Genomic DNA, 17,444 nt, shown 5'->3' on the forward strand with positions numbered 1-17,444 from the left:
TGAAGATGGAAAGTGTAGGCTGGATAGCGGCAATATTCATCGGCGGTCTGGCCGGTTGGCTTGCAGGCAAGCTCATGGATATGCGCTTTGGCATTTTCATGAATATCGTACTGGGTATCGTCGGTTCGGTCGTTGCAGTTGCCGTGTTGCGGACGTTCGACGTGTTCGTTCAGGATAGCCGCCTCGGCTATTTCGTCACATCTTTCCTGGGCGCAAGCCTTCTGTTATTTCTGGCAAAGCTGGTAAGGCGTTAGACCGTATCGTTACGGTGGAAGCAGGTTTCTATGGTCACTATTCTCGACAGGACAGCACTGGACGAAAAGCGTATCCGTCACCCGGAGAAGGCGCATCGTCCAGACACGGAAGTCATGCGCAAGCCGGAATGGATTCGCGTCAAGGCGCCGACGTCCAAGGGCTACCATGAAACGCGCGAGCTCGTTCGTTCCCACAAGCTGGTCACGGTGTGCGAGGAAGCGGGCTGTCCAAATATCGGCGAGTGCTGGGAGAAGAAGCACGCCACCTTCATGATCATGGGCGAAATCTGCACCCGCGCCTGCGCCTTCTGCAATGTCTCGACCGGCAAGCCGAACGCGCTCGATATGCTGGAGCCTGAAAATGTCGCCAAGGCCGTCAAGCAGATGGGCCTGAGCCATGTTGTCATTACCTCCGTTGACCGCGACGACCTGGAGGACGGCGGCGCGGAGCATTTCGAGAAGGTGATCTGGGCTATTCGTGCCGCTTCACCCAATACCACGATTGAAATTCTGACGCCTGACTTCCTGAAGAAGCCCGGCGCACTGGAGCGTGTCGTTGCTGCAAAGCCTGACGTGTTCAACCACAATATGGAAACCGTTCCAGGCAACTATCTGACCGTTCGCCCCGGCGCGCGCTACTTCCATTCCGTGCGCCTGTTGCAGCGCGTGAAGGAACTGGACCCGACAATGTTCACCAAGTCGGGCATCATGGTTGGCCTCGGTGAAGAGCGCAACGAAGTGCTGCAGTTGATGGACGACCTGCGCACAGCAGATGTCGACTTCCTGACCATCGGCCAGTATCTGCAGCCGACCCGCAAGCACCACAAGGTCGAAAAATTCGTCACGCCTGAGGAATTCAAATCCTACGAGACGATTGCCTATACCAAGGGCTTCCTCATGGTTTCGTCCAGCCCTCTGACGCGTTCTTCGCACCATGCCGGCGATGACTTCGAACGGCTGCGTGCCAACCGCGAGAGAAAGCTTCTGGCTGCGGCTGAGTAAGGTTTTTTTCTCCGTCATACCGGCCTTGAGCCAGTATGCAGTCGCGCCACGTCTGCGGCGCGACTAAGTCTTTTGACCTGACAGACGTCCGGTCACTGGACCCCGCATCAAGTGCGGGGTGATGTAGCCAAGGAAATCACCCATTTGCCTTGGGTGGCCGGTGCGCCCGCATACATAGCAACACACTCACCACAACAGACACAATCGCTCCACTCTCGATCAGCGTCGGCCCGCGCTGCTCCCAGATGAAACCGTAGAGCAGGGCGAACAGCGTTTCGAACAGGATCATCTGCCCGACCATGGTCAACGGCAGCAGGCGGCTCATCCGGTTCCAGAGCGCATTGCCGAGGATGGATGCCGTGATGCCGAGGCCGATGGCGACGGAGGTGAATTGCAGCCAGTCCGCGCCGCTGTGAATATCTGTGCTGAAGCCGAAAGCGGGGATGGCGAGCAGCAGGGCGAGGCCACCTGTCACGACGCCGGTCATCAGGTTCCATTCGTCGGCGCTGACATCATGCAGCCGCGTCAACCAGCGCGCATTGCCGACTGCAAAGGCTGTCCAGGAGGCGAGCGCCCCGAGCGCGCAGGCAAGGCCGACAATGCGCGTCAGATCGAAAGCGCCTTGGCCCTGCGAGAGCGACTGCCAGGAAATGCCAAAAATGCCGATGGCTCCGAATAGAAGAGAGGGCCAAAGCCGTTTGAGCGAGACTGCGCCATGGTCGCGGCTGCCGATAATGGTAACGGCCACGGGCAAAAATCCGATGATGATGGAGGTGAAGGCGACGCCGCTCAGTTGCACCGCTGTCGAAATCAGGACGTAATAAACGAGATTGCCGATGAGACTAAGCCACCCCAGAGCGATCCATTCGGCTTTGCCAAAACGCGATGCGACACGCCGGATCTTCGGGCCGATCAGGATCAGCGCGAAGAGGCCGTAAGTCAGGTACCGCGCGGTTGAGAGCTGCAAGGGCGTAAAACCGTCTGGGATCAGCTTTGGAGCCAGAAAAATCCCGCCCCAGAGCGCGCCCGCCAGCATTCCGTAAAATACGCCCAGTCCTGTCTTGTTCATGTCATGTCCATTCGTTGCCGGGCGTTATCTGCCATGGCGGCGATGGGCTGTCTTGACATAAACTACTGCGGTCGTTGCGAAAACGCGCGACGATAGGCGGCGGGCGTGGTGCCCATGGCATTTTTCATAGCGCGGGTCAGCGCGGTCTGATCGGAAAAGCCTGCCCTGTCTGCAATCTCTGCGATGGGCAAAGGCGAGTTGGACAGAAGTCTGCAGATTTTTTCCATACGTAGATTGGCGAGCCAAAGATGCGGCGTTTCATCGAACTGGTCGCGGAAGACTGCCTGCAAGCGGCTTAGGCTGACGCCGACTTGATCTGCCATGCGTTCGATGCTCCACGGCATGAAGGGATCGATTTCGATCATCGCCCTCAGCGAGCGAAGCCGCGTGAGTGTGTCGGCTTTTCCATCCACCAGGCTTTCGATAAGGATTGGCGCCCAGGCTTTGCCGGATGTCTTGTCCTGCTCACCTTTTTGAAGGACATCAGCCATATGCCGTGAAAGCATGGCAGTGCGCTGCCCGATCTCGAAAAAAGGGCTCGAAGAGAATTTGTCCAGAAGCTGTGCTGAGATGGCCCGTTCATCGATATCGAGAATGAGCGAACGGTTGAAACCGCTCGAACTCAGCTCATGTGATGTCTGCCTGTAAATGAGAGTGCCAATGGAGCGCGAAAGGGCGCTCTGGCGGCCGCCGACGTCTATTTCAAATGTCCCGGCAACGGGCAGGACGATCTGCACAAAGGGGTGGCTTTCATCCGGCGGATTGCCGCGATAGGAGCGCAGGTGGACGGACGCATCGTGCATTCGTTATTCCTCCCAGGCCCGAATGAAAGATGGCCGCGATGCGGCCACGCTTTCCTTAATGATTTCATGCCGTCGCCAAAAGCGCCAGCCGGAATCTCAGGCTTCTGCTTCCTGCTTTACCGTCGACTCGCCTCGCTTGCGTTTGCGCAAAACTGGCTTGTTCTCACGCGCCTCGCACTTCGCTACGTCTATGAGGTATGCCAATACCGGCATACTGTTCATGGATGCGAGTTGCTTTGCGGATTCGAGAAGGTTGATGATATTGGAAAAGTCGTCCATCTTGTCACTCTGCATGGCGCTGTGGCCTGGTTGTTCGGTTGCATCGCGCGGCTGCAATCAATCTTGCGTCTAGATAGCAACCGCCCCAATAAGGTTGCAATAGTCAATTTCTAGAAACTGCTATGCAACGGAGGCGGGATGCTGGAAATCGACACCATCGAAGAAGCTGCGGCCCGTGTTGCAAGCGCATCGCGCATCATGGTTGTCGGCTCGTCCGGCGCGGGGAAATCGACACTTTCGCGGTACATCGCAGCACACCGAGATCTCGACTACGTCTCAATCGACCGTGATGTGCGCTGGATTTCAGGCTGGGCGCAAAGAGGCAGAGATGAACAGCACCGCATTCTCCAAGAGATTGTGTCTCGCGATCGCTGGGTGCTGGATGGATCCAACCCATCTACCTTCGAGATGCGGCTTCCACGCACGCAGCTGGTCATCTGGATGCGTCTTCCGCGCGTCTCCTGCATGATGGGTGTCGCGAAGCGGGTTGCCAGACATTACGGAACGGTGCGACCTGAAATGGCCGATGGCTGCCGGGAAAAACTTCCCGATATGGAGTTTCTTGGCTACATCTGGCATTTCGAGAAGCGCCACGCTCCTGTCTTCATCCGCAATTTTGATCTTTACGGCCCCGACGTGCCGATATTTCAGGTGAAATCCAGAGCGCAGGCCAGTGCGCTTCTTGATCTTATTGGCGCAGCACATTAACTGCGCGTCATGCCGCAATTTGAAACCCGCCGTCCCGTCAGACATTCTCCAGAACAGATGTTCAATCTCGTTGCCGATGTGGAGAAGTATCCCGAATTTTTGCCGCTCTGCGAAGGGCTGAGTATCCGTTCCCGCAAGGAGCGTGACACCAAGACGCTTCTGGTGGCAGACATGACAGTTGGCTACAAGGCTTTTCGCGAGACCTTCACCACGCAGGTTCTGCTGAAGCCGGAAGAGCACGCCATAGACGTCAAATATCTCGATGGGCCGTTCAAATATCTCGATAATCGCTGGCGCTTCGAGCCGACCGACAACGGCGGATGCTCGGTCTATTTCTTCATCGACTACGAATTCAAGAGCCGCATTCTCGGTGCGGTCATGGGCTCGATGTTTGACCGCGCGTTCCGCATGTTTGCCGAAGCCTTCGAGGCGCGGGCAGACAAGATCTACACGGCCTGAGACAGTTCCAGCAGCATTTCCAGCGCCGTTCTGACAGTGGCAAGCCTGACATTGTCACGACCGATATCGCCATAGAGCATCTGACGATGGATGATACGACCGGAGCGCCGTTGTGCCGCAAGGTGCACGAGGCCGACCGGTTTTTCAGACGTGCCACCGCCTGGCCCTGCAATGCCCGTGACAGCCACGGAAAACTCTGCCTTTGAGCGAAACAGCGCCCCATGTGCCATCTGCAACGCCGTCTGCCGTGACACCGCGCCATAAGCTTCAAGCGTTGCCGCGGTGACGCCGAGCATCTCCATCTTCGCGTCATTCGTATAGGTCACGAAACCTCGGTCGACCACGGCGGAGGAGCCGGAGATGTCGGTGAGTGCTCCGGCGATCAAGCCACCGGTGCAGCTTTCCGCCGTCGAGAGCATGTGCCCCCTCTGCGTGAAGTCCGTGACGATCTTTTGCGCCAGAAGGGCAGTCTCTGCGGGAAAGAGGCTCACAGCGGTCTCTTTCGATAGACGACTGTTGCCGTTGCAATGGCGGCGATGCCTTCGCGACGCCCGACGAAGCCAATCGTTTCGTTTGTCGTTGCCTTAACCGAGCAACGGTCAAGCGTGATATCGAGGATGGCTGCAAGATTTTCGCGCATGGCCTGCCGATGCGGGCCCACACGTGGGGCTTCGGCTATCAGCGAGACATCGGCATTCATGATCGTGCCGCCATTGTCACGAACGAGCCGGGCGGCATGTTCCAGGAAGATACGCGATGCGGCACCCTTCCATTGCGGGTCGGATGGCGGGAAATGGTCGCCGATGTCGCCCGCTCCGCAGGTGGCCAGAAGAGCATCCGTCAAGGCATGAAGCGCCACATCCGCATCAGAATGGCCCATGAGCTTCTGGTCGTGGGGAATGAAGATGCCGCACAGCGTTACGCCGTCGCCTTCACCCAGCTGGTGCACGTCATAACCATTGCCGGTGCGAACGTCCGGCAATGCGGAGGATAGTTTTTCGTCAGCCATGGCAATATCTCTCTTCAAGGTCAGCTTCACATTGTCGGCCATGCCTTCCACAAGCTTTACGGCCAAGCCTGCCCATTCTGCAATCGAAGCATCGTCGGTGAAATCACTGCGGCCCGTGGAGGCGGCCTGGCGATGGGCCGTCAAAATGGAAGAGTAGTGGAAGGATTGCGGCGTCTGTGCCGCATAGAGGTCACTGCGCGATACCGTTTCGGTCACGAAGCCCTGCGCGCCTCGTTTCAAAGTATCGGCCACCGGCATCACCGGCAGAACAGCATTCTCACCCTCGCGCAGGCAATGGGCAATGCGGTCAAGCAGGCTTGAGTCGAAGAACGGGCGCACGGCATCATGGATCATGACATGGGTGACACCCTGATCTTCCAGATCTTCAAGGCCGGTAAGAACCGATATCTGGCGCGTTGCGCCACCCTCGACCACCCGTATGCGGTCCTTTGCGCCCAGACGCTCGATGATAGGCTGGAAAAGCGCCTTGTCATCCGCGTGGATGACGACCGTAATCGGGCCTGCATGTGGCCAATCGAGAAAGCGGGCAAGCGTGTGTTCAATGACGGCTCTGCCGCCAATCGACCGGTATTGTTTTGGCCCTTCTTCGGTTGCGCCAGCGCGTTCACCACGCCCGGCGGCAACAATGACAATACCGATCTTCATAGCCACTTCCTGCATTGGACCCATGCTATCTATGCATTTCTTCAAAGGTTTACAGCTTTGCTCTAGCGCTTTAAAAAACGAATAGCCAGCGTGAATGCGCTATTCCAAAGGCTCCCCACCGCTTTGATGCAGCCCTTTTTCACGCTCTGGACGCCGTAAAACGCAGTTGCGAAAAACACGGAAATTCTGTGCGAAAGTGCTTGGCAACGACGCAAACGCTGTCTAAAAATAATGCAATATTCAAAAATGCATGAAAGATCACCATTTGACTTTGCCCGCGCTCTCAGACCCCTTCGATATTGGTTCCGTTACCATTCGTAACCGGTCTGTGCTTGCGCCTATGTCCGGGGTGACGGATCTGCCGTTTCGCCGGCTGGCATGGCGGTTTGGGGCAGGGCTGGTGGTAACCGAAATGGTTGCCAGCCGCGAGCTGGTTGCCAACCGTGGTGAGTCCTGGGCGCGGCTGAAGAACGCGGGCATGGTTCCGCATATGGTCCAGCTTGCCGGGCGAGAAGCCTACTGGATGGCGGAAGCGGCCAAGATTTCGGCGGATAATGGCGCAGGCATCATCGATATCAATATGGGTTGTCCGGCAAAGAAGGTGACAGGCGGATATTCCGGATCGGCGCTGATGCGCGAGCCGGATCACGCGCTCAGCCTCATCGAGGCGACGGTAAAGGCCGTGGATGTGCCGGTGACGCTGAAAATGCGGCTTGGTTGGGATAGCGATTCCATCAACGCTCCGGAAATTGCAGCGCGCGCGCAGGCGGCTGGCGTAAAGCTCATCACCATCCACGGGCGCACGCGGATGCAGTTTTACGAAGGGCGTGCGGACTGGGACGCCATCAAGGCCGTTCGTGACGTCATTTCCGTTCCGCTGATCGCCAATGGCGATGTCGAGACATCGACGGATGCATTGGAAATATTGCGCCGCTCCGGTGCGGATGCCGTGATGGTGGGGCGAGGGGCGCAGGGGCAGCCCTGGCTGCCTGCTGTTCTTGCCGGTCACGCGCCACCTGCTCCCGGAGAGATCGCGGATATCGCGGTGGAACACTATGAAATGATGCTGGAGTTTTACGGCATCGAAGCCGGGCTTCGTCACGCGCGCAAACATTTAGGCTGGTACCTGGATCGCTTTGCGCCGGACATGAAGACAGATGACAAGGTTGCTATCATGACATCGAAAAACACGGGGCAGGTTGTCGCGTTGCTGCGAAGTGCCCTGCAGCAGGGCGCGGAACGTCTGTCCGCGAGGAAGGCCGCATGAGCGCCGAACCCACAGCGCCCGGCGGCAACGCGCTTGCGATGGCCGTTCTCAATGCGGTTCAGAACCCCGTCATCCTTGTGGATGGCGAAGGTTTCGTGGCCTTTGCCAACTGGGAAGCGGAAGCTTTTTTCGGTGCAAGCGCGACGCATCTTGCCCGCTACCGTATCTCCACCTTCATTCCCTTCGGCAGTCCTTTGCTGGCGCTGATCGATCAGGTACGGGAGCGCCGCGCGCCCGTCAACGAATACCGGGTCGATCTTTCGTCGCCACGTCTGGGGCAGGACAAGCTGGTGGATCTCTATGTCGCGCCTGTCGTCAGCGAGCCGGGTTCGGTCGTGGTGGTGTTTCAGGAACGCTCCATGGCAGACAAGATCGACCGGCAGTTGACGCATCGCGCGGCAGCCCGTTCGGTGACCGGCCTTGCCTCCATGCTGGCGCATGAGATCAAGAATCCGCTCTCCGGCATACGCGGTGCGGCCCAGTTGCTGGAAACCTCGGTGCCGGACGAAGACCGTGCACTGACCCGGCTGATCTGCGACGAGACAGACCGCATCGTCTCTCTGGTCGACCGCATGGAGATATTCTCCGACGAGCGACCGGTCGACCGAATGCCCATCAACATCCACTCTGTTCTTGATCACGTCAAAGCCGTGGCGAAGGCCGGCTTTGCTCGCAACATCAAGATCAGCGAGAACTACGACCCGTCCCTGCCGCCGGTCTATGCCAACAGGGACCAGTTGGTGCAGGTCTTCCTCAACCTCGTGAAGAATGCTGCCGAAGCCGTGGGCAATCAGCCAGACGGCGAAGTCATGCTGACGACGGCCTACCGTCCGGGAATAAGGCTTTCCGTGGCGGGAACGCGGGAGCGCATTTCGCTGCCGCTGGAATTCTGCGTTCACGATAATGGCCCAGGTGTGCCTGCGGACCTTCTGCCACATCTGTTCGATCCGTTCATTACAACAAAGACCAACGGCTCCGGCCTTGGCCTGGCACTTGTCGCCAAACTCATCGGTGCCCATGGCGGCATCGTGGAATGCGATAGCCAGAACCACCGCACGACCTTCCGCGTATTGATGCCCGTCTCGACCGAGGTCGTGGCAGACGACAGCATTTTGCCGAACCCGACAGGACCAAATCGATGACAGCAACGATTCTTGTGGCCGATGATGATGCGGCAATCCGCACCGTCCTCAATCAGGCGCTCAGCCGTGCCGGGTACGACGTGCGCATCACCTCCAACGCCGCAACGCTGTGGCGCTGGGTGTCTGCCGGTGAGGGCGATCTGGTTGTTACCGATGTCGTCATGCCGGACGAAAACGCGTTCGATCTTCTGCCGCGCATCAAGAAAGCGCGCCCGGATCTGCCCGTTCTTGTCATGAGCGCGCAAAACACCTTCATGACAGCCATCAAGGCCTCTGAAAAGGGCGCCTATGACTATCTGCCAAAGCCCTTCGATCTGACCGAGCTCATCGCCATCATTGGTCGAGCCCTGTCCGAGCCGAAGCGCAAACCGGCCAAGCTTGACGATGATATGCAGGACGGAATGCCGCTTGTGGGCCGTTCCGCCGCAATGCAGGAAATCTACCGCGTGCTGGCCCGCCTGATGCAGACGGACCTGACGCTGATGATTACCGGCGAGTCCGGCACCGGCAAGGAACTGGTAGCACGCGCGCTGCATGATTACGGCAAGCGTCGCAACGGTCCCTTCGTGGCGATCAACATGGCCGCTATTCCACGTGACCTTATTGAGTCGGAACTTTTCGGCCATGAGAAAGGCGCGTTTACAGGCGCACAGAACCGTTCCACGGGCCGCTTTGAGCAGGCGGAGGGCGGAACGCTGTTTCTCGATGAAATCGGCGATATGCCGATGGATGCGCAGACGCGGCTCTTACGTGTTCTGCAGCAGGGCGAATACACGACGGTTGGCGGTCGCACGCCCATTCGCACCGATGTCCGCATCGTCGCCGCGACCAACAAGGACCTGAAGACATCCATCAATCAGGGTCTTTTCCGTGAAGATCTCTATTACCGCCTCAACGTGGTACCGCTTCGTCTGCCGCCCTTGCGGGATCGTGCGGAAGACATTCCGGACCTCGTTCGCCATTTCATCCAGACTGGCGAGAAGGAGGGGCTGGAGGGCAAGCGCTTCGAGACCGAAGCCCTGGAGCTGATGAAAGCCTATGCCTGGCCGGGCAACGTGCGCGAGCTGGAAAACCTCATCCGTCGTCTGATGGCGCTTTATCCACAGGAAGTCATCACCCGCGAAATCATCGAGCAGGAGTTGCAATCTGATGTGCCTGACAGTCCTATTGACCGCACCGCCGTGCGCAATGGATCGATGACCATATCCCAGGCTGTCGAAGAAAATATGCGGGACTATTTCTCCGGTTTCGGGGAAAGCCTGCCGCCCCCGGGCCTCTATGATCGCGTCTTGCGCGAAATGGAGTATCCGCTGATTCTCGCTGCATTGACGGCTACACGCGGGAACCAGATCAAGGCAGCCGACCTGCTTGGCCTGAACCGCAACACGCTTCGCAAGAAGATCCGGGAGCTGGGCGTATCTGTGTATCGCAGTTCAAGAACCGCCTGAGCGTGTTGACAAGTTATAGGTGTCGTTGCATTTTCGCCACAAAGTGTTGCTTGAAAATCACGGGAGCGTAGATTCGTCAGGGTACGGATCGCGTTCTCTCTCTTCAAGAAAATGATGCCGCACAGAGTGGCATGGGAAAATGATCGATGCGCAAACCTGTCACCGATAGGGCTTCGGACCGTGCGGCGGCCGATATAGTCATTGCTGACCGACGCATGTCGTTTGCTTTCCCGGGGCTCGTGCTTGCCGGTGTTGCGCTGGTCTGCGCCATGCTCACGCTTTTCGTGCTGCTTGGCCTGACCCCGATTGCGCCGACGACAAATGTCGTCATCGCCTCTGTTGTCATCAACTCTCTCTTCGTCATCGGCCTGATGTATCTGATCGGGCGTGAGATCAGCCGGTTGATGAAGGCAAGACGCCGGGGCAGGGCGGCGGCCAGACTGCACGTTCGCATCGTTGCTCTGTTCTCCATCGTCGCCATCACGCCAGCCGTTCTGGTGGCTATCTTTGCGAGTATCACGCTGAATGTGGGGCTGGATCGCTGGTTTGCGCTTCGCACACAGGCAATCGTGGATTCCTCCAGCAATATTGCGCAAGCCTACATGCTTGAGAATGCGGGCTATCTGCAGGGCCAGACGCTGTCCATGGCAACCGACCTCGACCGCAATCGGGCGCTTTTCTATCTGGATCGCACCGGCTTCGTTGAGTTGATGACCCGGCAGGCCAAGGGGCGCGGGCTTCTGGGTGCGTTTCTTGTGCAGGAAGATGGCGATGCCGTGGTGCAGGCCGATATCAAGACAGAGCGGCCGCTTCCCGCTATCCCGCAGGATGCATTGGAAAAGGCGGGCGCAGGCCAGCCAACCCTTATTCCTCCCGGTGTGACCAATCTCGTGGGGGCCATCATCAAACTTGAGGGCATTGGCGGCACGTTTCTGTATACCGTGCGCGCTGTTGACCCCAAGGTCATGTCTGCCATGCGGCTGATGGAAGAAAACCGCGCCGAATATAACGCCATGGAGGCCGGGCGCGCGCCGCTGCAGATCGCCTTCGCCATTCTCTACCTTGGCTTTGCACTGATCGTGCTTTTGGCCGCAATCTGGACGGCGATTGCCGTGGCCGACCGCATCGTGCGCCCCATCCGGCTGCTGATCAGCGCCGCAGACAGTGTTGCCATGGGCAACATGCACGTGCTGGTTCCCGTGCGCGCCGTGGACGGCGACGTTGGTCGTCTGGCCCGGACATTCAACAAGATGATCTCCGAAATCCGCAGTCAGCAGGACGAAATCATCGAGGCAAAGGATGACATCGACAACCGCCGCCGCTTCATCGAAGCGGTGCTGTCGGGCGTCACGGCTGCCGTCATCGGCGTTGACGAGCATCGAAACATCACCATCGCCAACCCGTCTGCCGAGGAGTTCCTGGCCGTGTCTTCAGAGAGGCTGGTAGGGTCTCCGCTGGTGGAGGTCGCGCCGGAAATCGAACATGTCGTGACCGAGGCGGCTGCGTCTGCGCGCATGGATTTCCGCCACCAGATCAACATCATCAGGCGCGGCAAGGAGCGTACGCTCAATGTGCAGGTAACGCGCGAAGATGCGCGTGATGGCCATGAGTCCTACGTCATCACGCTTGACGATATCACCGACCTCGTGATCGCTCAGCGCTCGACTGCATGGTCTGAGGTTGCGCGACGCATCGCGCATGAAATCAAGAACCCGCTAACGCCCATCCAGCTGTCCGCAGAGCGCATCAAGCGGCGCTTCGGCAAGCAGATCACTGACGAAGCGGATCGTACCGTCTTTGATCAATGCACGGATACCATCGTTCGGCAGGTCGGTGATATCGGACGTATGGTCGATGAGTTCTCGGCTTTCGCACGAATGCCGAAGCCGACGAAGGAAATGTCCGATCTGCGCGTCATTCTCAAGGACGCCACATTCCTGCGGGAAATGGGTGCGGCGCATGTCAGCTTCAGCACCGAGCTTGGGGATGAGCCGCTGGAAGGCATGTTCGATGCGCGTATGCTGGGGCAAGCCTTCGGCAACCTCATCAAGAATGCGACCGAGGCCATCGATTCCGTCGAAACGGGCGACGACCCGCGCGCGGGCAAGATCCTTGTGAAGGCGTTCTTTGACGAAGAGAACAACCGCTTCGTGGCCGAGGTGATCGATAATGGTCGCGGCCTGCCCGTCGAGAACCGTCACCGCATTCTGGAACCTTACATGACGATGCGGGAAAAGGGCACGGGTCTCGGTCTCGCCATCGTCAAGAAGATTATTGAAGAACACGGCGGTCATCTGGAGCTGCATGATGCACCCGCCGATTTCGATCATGGCCACGGCGCCATGATCAGAGTGCTGTTGCCGCGCATTGAAGTGGCGAGCAGCGAACTAGACAAGGAAGTTGCATATGGCGTCTGATATTCTGGTCGTGGATGACGAAGCGGATATTCGCGAGATCGTCGCAGGCATCTTGTCCGACGAGGGCCATGAGACACGCATGGCGTTCGATAGCGACAGTGCGCTTGCGGCCATTTCGGAGCGCGTTCCGCGCCTGATATTCCTCGACATCTGGATGCAGGGCAGCAAGCTGGACGGTCTGGCTCTGCTTGACGAGATCAAGAGCCGTCACCCCGAGCTGCCTGTGGTGATGATTTCCGGTCACGGCAATATCGAAACTGCGGTCAATGCCATCAAAAGAGGCGCTTTCGACTTCATCGAAAAGCCGTTCAAGGCTGACCGCCTCATTCTGATTGCAGAGCGTGCACTCGAAAATTCCAAGCTGAAACGCGAGGTTTCCGAGTTGAAGAAACGCACCGGCGATGCCGTTGAACTGATCGGTGCATCGCTGGCTGTATCTCAGCTGCGCCAGACCATCGACCGCGTTTCGCCCACCAACAGCCGCATCATGATTTTGGGTCCATCCGGTTCCGGCAAGGAACTTGTGGCGCGCATGATTCACAAGAAGTCTTCGCGCGCGACGGGACCATTCGTTGCACTCAACGCCGCAACCATCACGCCTGATCGCATGGAGATTGCCCTTTTCGGCACTGAGGGCCTGCCGGGACAGCCGCGTAAGGTTGGTGCACTCGAGGAGGCGCATCGGGGTGTTCTTTACCTCGATGAGGTCGGTGAAATGCCGCGAGAGACGCAGAACAAGATCCTGCGCGTTCTCGTTGACCAGCAATTCGAGCGTGTCGGCGGCGGCAAGCGCGTGAAGGTCGATGTGCGCATCATCTCATCGACGGCGCATAATCTTGAAGGGCTGATCGCTGACGGCCTGTTTCGCGAGGATCTGTATCACCGGCTGGCCGTCGTTCCAGTCAAGGTGCCGGCCCTGTCCGAGCGCCGTGAGGACATTCCCTTTCTCGTGGATATGTTCATGCGGCAGATCTCGGAGCAGGCGGGCATCCGTCCGCGCAAGATTGGCGATGATGCGATGGCCGTGCTGCAGACCCATGACTGGCCTGGCAACATCAGGCAGTTGCGCAACAATATCGAGCGCCTGATGATTCTGGCACGTCCGGAAGGCGGCGATGCGCCGATTTCCGCCGATATGTTGCCCGCCGATATCGGCGACATGTTGCCCAAGATTGCCGCGCAGGGTGACCAGCACATCATGACTCTTCCTCTGCGCGAAGCGCGGGAAATGTTCGAGCGGGACTATCTCGTTGCGCAGATCAACCGGTTTGGCGGCAATATTTCGCGAACGGCGGAATTTGTCGGCATGGAACGCTCGGCCCTGCATCGCAAATTGAAATCGCTCGGCGTATAACGATCCGCAGTTGCGATTCACGGTCTAGAGAGAGCGTATGAAAGTCATCATTTGCGGCGCAGGCCAGGTGGGTTACGGCATTGCGGAGCAATTGTCTCGCGAAGACAATGACGTGTCGGTCATTGATACTTCGGCGGCGTTGATTTCGGCGATCACCGAAACCCTCGATGTGCGCGGCTATGTCGGCCATGGCGCGCATCCCGACATGCTGGCCAAGGCCGGGGCCGATCAGGCCGACATGATCATCGCCGTCACGCTCTATGACGAGATCAACATCGTTGCCTGCGAGGTGGCTCACGCCTTGTTCAGCGTGCCGACGAAGGTCGCGCGTATCAGGGACCAGAGTTATCTGGCGCCTGAATATGGCGACCTGTTCAGCCGTGAAAACATGTCCATCGACGTGACGATTTCGCCAGAAATCGAGGTCGGCAAGATGGTCTTGCGGCGCATCGCCTTTCCTGGCGCAACGGATGTCGTTCGCTTTGCCGATGACAACGTCTATATGCTGGCAATCGAATGCATGGAGGATTGCCCGGTCGTCAACACGCCGCTGCAGCAGCTCAGTCATCTGTTTCCGGACCTCGTGGCGACAGTCGTTGGCGTCTATCGCAACGGCCATCTGAAGGCGATCGACTCATCGGAGCAGTTGCGGACCGGCGATCTCGCCTATGTCATTTGCCAGCAGCAACATGCGCGCCGAACGCTTGGCCTTTTCGGTCATGAGGAAAAGGAAGCGAGCCGCATCGTTATCGCCGGCGGTGGCAACATCGGACAATATGTCGCCCGTTCCATTGAAAGCCTCCAGCCAAAGACGCGCGTCAAGATCATTGAGTCGGACCGCGAGCGAGCAATCGCCGCATCCGAGAAGTTGAACACGACCATCGTGCTGAACGGCTCTGTGCTCGACCAGAAAATCCTTCATCAGGCCGATATCCAGGATGCCGATCTGATCGTGACGTTGACGAACAATGATCAGACCAACATTCTGGGTGCCGTCATGGCAAAGCAGATGGGCTGCAAATCCAACCTGGCGCTGCTCAACGGACCATCGTTTCATGATGTGGCAAAATCGCTTTCGCTCGATGCCTACATCAATCCCCGGGCGGTGACGATCTCGCGCGTGCTGCAACACGTCAGAAAAGGGCGCATCCGTTCCGTCTATGCGGTGCAGAGGGGCAATGGCGAGATCATAGAGGCGGAAGCCTTGGAAACGTCACCGCTGGTAGGCCAGGCCCTGCGTGATCTGGATCTGCCAGAGGGAATCCGCATCGGCGTCATCTACCGCGACAAGAAAGTCATTCGTCCGGACGGAAACACGAAAATCAAGGCGAAAGACCGTGTCATCCTTTTTGCCTCGGCCCATGTCGTGCGGGAAGTGGAACAGCTATTCCGTGTATCTATTCAATATTTCTAATACATTGGGTTTGAAAGGGAAAAAGCCTATCCCACTAAATCCGGGTAAGTTTTTCGACATTGCGGAACAGATCGTGATTTGATACCAGAGTTTCAGATCGGCTGACGGGGGGCAAGGTTCAACCGGTCCTATTATTGATTGTTTATTTCCCGGTCTCCCATCCGGGCAAAAAAGAAAGAATCGGCGCCATGGCGGAACGTTCTCAAAACCTGCAAGATCTTTTTCTCAACACTGTACGCAAGCAGAAGATTTCGTTGACTATTTTCTTGATCAACGGCGTCAAGCTCACCGGTGTTGTTACATCTTTCGACAACTTCTGTGTTCTGCTGCGCCGGGACGGGCACTCGCAGCTTGTTTACAAGCACGCGATTTCCACGATCATGCCGGGCCAGCCAATGCAGATGTTCGAATCGGAAGAGGGCGCGGCGTAACAGCGCGTTCAACCACAGGTCGTTCAGCACAGTATTGAACTTGCGAGCAACGGAACCTTAGCGAGGGTCCGTTGTTTTGCGTAATAGGCTTTCATCGTAACGGCATCCGTTCGGCCTATTGATTTCTCAAATATCGGAAAGGTGCGGGCACATTTCTACGCGCGACACATCGAATGAATCCATTATTCCTGAGCTCGAAAAGCGCCGGGACGATATGCGCGCGGTGGTCATCATCCCGGTTTTGAAACAGGGACGTAACCCGAAAGATGCCTCCGCCACCACGCCGCCGCGCTCCATGGAGGCAAAGCTCGAGGAAGCCAAGGGTCTGGCGCTTGCCATCGACCTGCATATTTCCGAAGGCTTGATCGTGCCTGTCAATCAGCCGCGGCCAGCAACGCTTTTCGGTACGGGCAAGATCGAGGAAATCGGCCATCTTCTTGAAGAGACCAATTCCGGCCTTGTGATCATCGATCACCCGCTGACCCCGGTCCAGCAGCGCAATCTCGAAAAGCAGTGGAACTCCAAGGTTATCGACCGCACCGGTCTCATCCTTGAAATCTTCGGTCGCCGTGCTTCCACCAAGGAAGGCACGCTGCAGGTGGACCTCGCCCACCTCAATTACCAAAAGGGCCGCCTCGTCAGAAGCTGGACCCACCTTGAGCGTCAGCGCGGTGGCGCGGGCTTCATGGGTGGTCCCGGTGAAACCCAGATCGAGGCCGACCGTCGGCTGTTGCAGGAGCGTATCGTTCGGCTTGAACGAGAGCTGGAACAGGTCGTGCGGACACGCCAGCTTCACCGTGCCAAGCGCCGTAAGGTTCCGCACCCCATCGTGGCACTGGTAGGATATACGAACGCTGGCAAATCCACGCTGTTCAACCGCATCACCGGTGCAGGCGTATTGGCAGAAGACATGCTGTTTGCCACGCTGGACCCGACCTTGCGACGCATGAAGCTGCCACATGGCCGCACAGTCATCTTGTCGGATACGGTGGGCTTCATTTCTGATTTGCCGACCCATCTTGTTGCCGCGTTCCGTGCCACGCTGGAAGAGGTGCTGGAAGCCGATCTCATTCTCCATGTCCGCGATATGGCCGACCCTGACAACGGCGCACAGTCTGCCGATGTCATGCGGATTCTCAGCGATCTCGGCATTGACGAGAAAGTGGCAGATGAGCGCATCGTCGAAGTGTGGAACAAGGTCGACAGGCTGGATGCGGAAACCCATGACGCCATCATGCACAAGGCAGAGGGCCGCGCCAACGTGCGCGCCGTCTCCGCCATCACGGGCGAGGGCGTCGATGCGTTGATGGAGGAGATTTCGCGCAGGCTTTCAGGTGTGCTGACGGAAACGACGGTGGTCCTGACTGCCGATCAGCTGCAATTCCTGCCATGGGTCTACAACAACGCTGTTGTCGACGCCCGCGAAGACAATGAGGATGGGTCCGTCACGCTTGATGTGCGGCTTTCCGAAGCGCAGACGCTTGAGCTCGAGCAGCGACTTGGCAAGAATCAGAAGCCTGTTGTCGAGGACTGGGAACGGTAGCGCCCTTGAAGGGCCGTTGGCTTGATATGCATGGTTATGGACCCGCGCTGTAGGTGAGGCCACTCCTCGGATCATTTTATTGCATATCAGTTATGCGTTAGATGCAATCAATTGTCCCTTTCTTGTTAGGGTTCCGTAATCGTCGGCGTGTGATAATGTGATCGAATTCTCATGAGCCG

Annotated in this window: 17 protein-coding genes; 12 read left to right on the forward strand and 5 right to left on the reverse strand. The window is 57.8% G+C overall.

Features of this window, described 5'->3' with window-relative positions:
- The first annotated feature begins 5 nt into the window (after positions 1 to 5).
- Both ASF69_RS18100 and lipA read left to right on the forward strand, forming a co-directional pair.
- Positions 6 to 254 (forward strand): GlsB/YeaQ/YmgE family stress response membrane protein, encoded by a 249-nt coding sequence (locus ASF69_RS18100; protein ID WP_062589592.1) that lies wholly within the window; start codon positions 6 to 8, stop codon positions 252 to 254.
- A 30-nt stretch (positions 255 to 284) separates the two neighbouring features.
- Positions 285 to 1,256, forward strand: a complete 972-nt coding sequence (gene lipA / locus ASF69_RS18105) for a lipoyl synthase (RefSeq protein ID WP_062589593.1) — start codon at positions 285 to 287, stop codon at positions 1,254 to 1,256.
- Between the two features lie 136 nt (positions 1,257 to 1,392).
- Here the strand turns inward: lipA and ASF69_RS18110 are convergent, their stop codons facing one another.
- The 3 genes from ASF69_RS18110 to ASF69_RS18120 form a co-directional block, all read right to left on the reverse strand.
- On the reverse strand, positions 1,393 to 2,325 hold the full coding sequence (locus ASF69_RS18110) for a DMT family transporter (protein ID WP_062589594.1): 933 nt from the start codon (positions 2,323 to 2,325) through the stop codon (positions 1,393 to 1,395).
- Between the two features lie 62 nt (positions 2,326 to 2,387).
- Positions 2,388 to 3,128 carry an AraC family transcriptional regulator gene (locus tag ASF69_RS18115; protein WP_062589595.1) on the reverse strand — a complete coding sequence of 247 codons (741 nt, stop codon included), beginning with the start codon at positions 3,126 to 3,128 and terminating at the stop codon, positions 2,388 to 2,390.
- A 96-nt stretch (positions 3,129 to 3,224) separates the two neighbouring features.
- Positions 3,225 to 3,407 carry a hypothetical protein gene (locus ASF69_RS18120; RefSeq protein WP_062589891.1) on the reverse strand — a complete coding sequence of 61 codons (183 nt, stop codon included), beginning with the start codon at positions 3,405 to 3,407 and terminating at the stop codon, positions 3,225 to 3,227.
- A 138-nt stretch (positions 3,408 to 3,545) separates the two neighbouring features.
- Between ASF69_RS18120 and ASF69_RS18125 the strand changes: the two genes are divergently transcribed.
- Positions 3,546 to 4,115 carry an AAA family ATPase gene (locus ASF69_RS18125; protein ID WP_062589596.1) on the forward strand — a complete coding sequence of 190 codons (570 nt, stop codon included), beginning with the start codon at positions 3,546 to 3,548 and terminating at the stop codon, positions 4,113 to 4,115.
- 9 nt (positions 4,116 to 4,124) lie between these two features.
- The gene (locus tag ASF69_RS18130) at positions 4,125 to 4,574 is read left to right on the forward strand and encodes a type II toxin-antitoxin system RatA family toxin (RefSeq protein WP_062589597.1); all 450 of its coding nucleotides are present in this window, start codon (positions 4,125 to 4,127) and stop codon (positions 4,572 to 4,574) included.
- On the opposite strand, the gene ASF69_RS18135 is transcribed toward ASF69_RS18130, so the two are convergent.
- Positions 4,562 to 5,065 (reverse strand): CinA family protein, encoded by a 504-nt coding sequence (locus tag ASF69_RS18135; RefSeq protein ID WP_062589598.1) that lies wholly within the window; start codon positions 5,063 to 5,065, stop codon positions 4,562 to 4,564. The genes ASF69_RS18130 and ASF69_RS18135 overlap by 13 nt on opposite strands.
- Positions 5,062 to 6,249, reverse strand: coding sequence for a bifunctional 2-C-methyl-D-erythritol 4-phosphate cytidylyltransferase/2-C-methyl-D-erythritol 2,4-cyclodiphosphate synthase (locus ASF69_RS18140; protein ID WP_062589892.1), 1,188 nt, complete (start codon positions 6,247 to 6,249; stop codon positions 5,062 to 5,064). The genes ASF69_RS18135 and ASF69_RS18140 overlap by 4 nt, the downstream gene beginning before the upstream one ends.
- Before the next feature lie 250 nt (positions 6,250 to 6,499).
- Between ASF69_RS18140 and dusB the strand changes: the two genes are divergently transcribed.
- From dusB to hflX, 8 genes are all read left to right on the forward strand, one after another.
- Positions 6,500 to 7,516 carry a tRNA dihydrouridine synthase DusB gene (gene dusB / locus ASF69_RS18145; protein ID WP_062589599.1) on the forward strand — a complete coding sequence of 339 codons (1,017 nt, stop codon included), beginning with the start codon at positions 6,500 to 6,502 and terminating at the stop codon, positions 7,514 to 7,516.
- Entirely contained in the window at positions 7,513 to 8,658 is a 1,146-nt protein-coding gene (locus ASF69_RS18150) for a nitrogen regulation protein NR(II) (RefSeq protein WP_062589601.1), read from the forward strand. Before dusB ends, ASF69_RS18150 begins: the two co-directional genes overlap by 4 nt.
- On the forward strand, positions 8,655 to 10,106 hold the full coding sequence (gene ntrC, locus ASF69_RS18155; RefSeq protein WP_062589602.1) for a nitrogen regulation protein NR(I): 1,452 nt from the start codon (positions 8,655 to 8,657) through the stop codon (positions 10,104 to 10,106). Before ASF69_RS18150 ends, ntrC begins: the two co-directional genes overlap by 4 nt.
- A 146-nt stretch (positions 10,107 to 10,252) precedes the next feature.
- Positions 10,253 to 12,523, forward strand: a complete 2,271-nt coding sequence (locus ASF69_RS18160; RefSeq protein ID WP_062589603.1) for a PAS domain-containing sensor histidine kinase — start codon at positions 10,253 to 10,255, stop codon at positions 12,521 to 12,523.
- Positions 12,513 to 13,877 (forward strand): sigma-54 dependent transcriptional regulator, encoded by a 1,365-nt coding sequence (locus ASF69_RS18165; RefSeq protein ID WP_062589604.1) that lies wholly within the window; start codon positions 12,513 to 12,515, stop codon positions 13,875 to 13,877. The genes ASF69_RS18160 and ASF69_RS18165 overlap by 11 nt, the downstream gene beginning before the upstream one ends.
- Positions 13,878 to 13,914: 37 nt before the next feature.
- Entirely contained in the window at positions 13,915 to 15,291 is a 1,377-nt protein-coding gene (trkA, locus tag ASF69_RS18170; RefSeq protein ID WP_062589605.1) for a Trk system potassium transporter TrkA, read from the forward strand.
- A gap of 188 nt (positions 15,292 to 15,479) precedes the next feature.
- Positions 15,480 to 15,722: an RNA chaperone Hfq gene (gene hfq / locus ASF69_RS18175; protein ID WP_003496145.1), complete on the forward strand. Its 243-nt coding sequence runs from the start codon at positions 15,480 to 15,482 to the stop codon at positions 15,720 to 15,722.
- A 214-nt stretch (positions 15,723 to 15,936) separates the two neighbouring features.
- On the forward strand, positions 15,937 to 17,265 hold the full coding sequence (gene hflX / locus ASF69_RS18180; RefSeq protein WP_062589606.1) for a GTPase HflX: 1,329 nt from the start codon (positions 15,937 to 15,939) through the stop codon (positions 17,263 to 17,265).
- The last annotated feature ends 179 nt before the right edge of the window (positions 17,266 to 17,444 follow it).

The sequence above is a fragment of the Rhizobium sp. Leaf311 genome (assembly GCF_001423445.1).
Taxonomy (GTDB): Bacteria; Pseudomonadota; Alphaproteobacteria; order Rhizobiales; family Rhizobiaceae; genus Agrobacterium.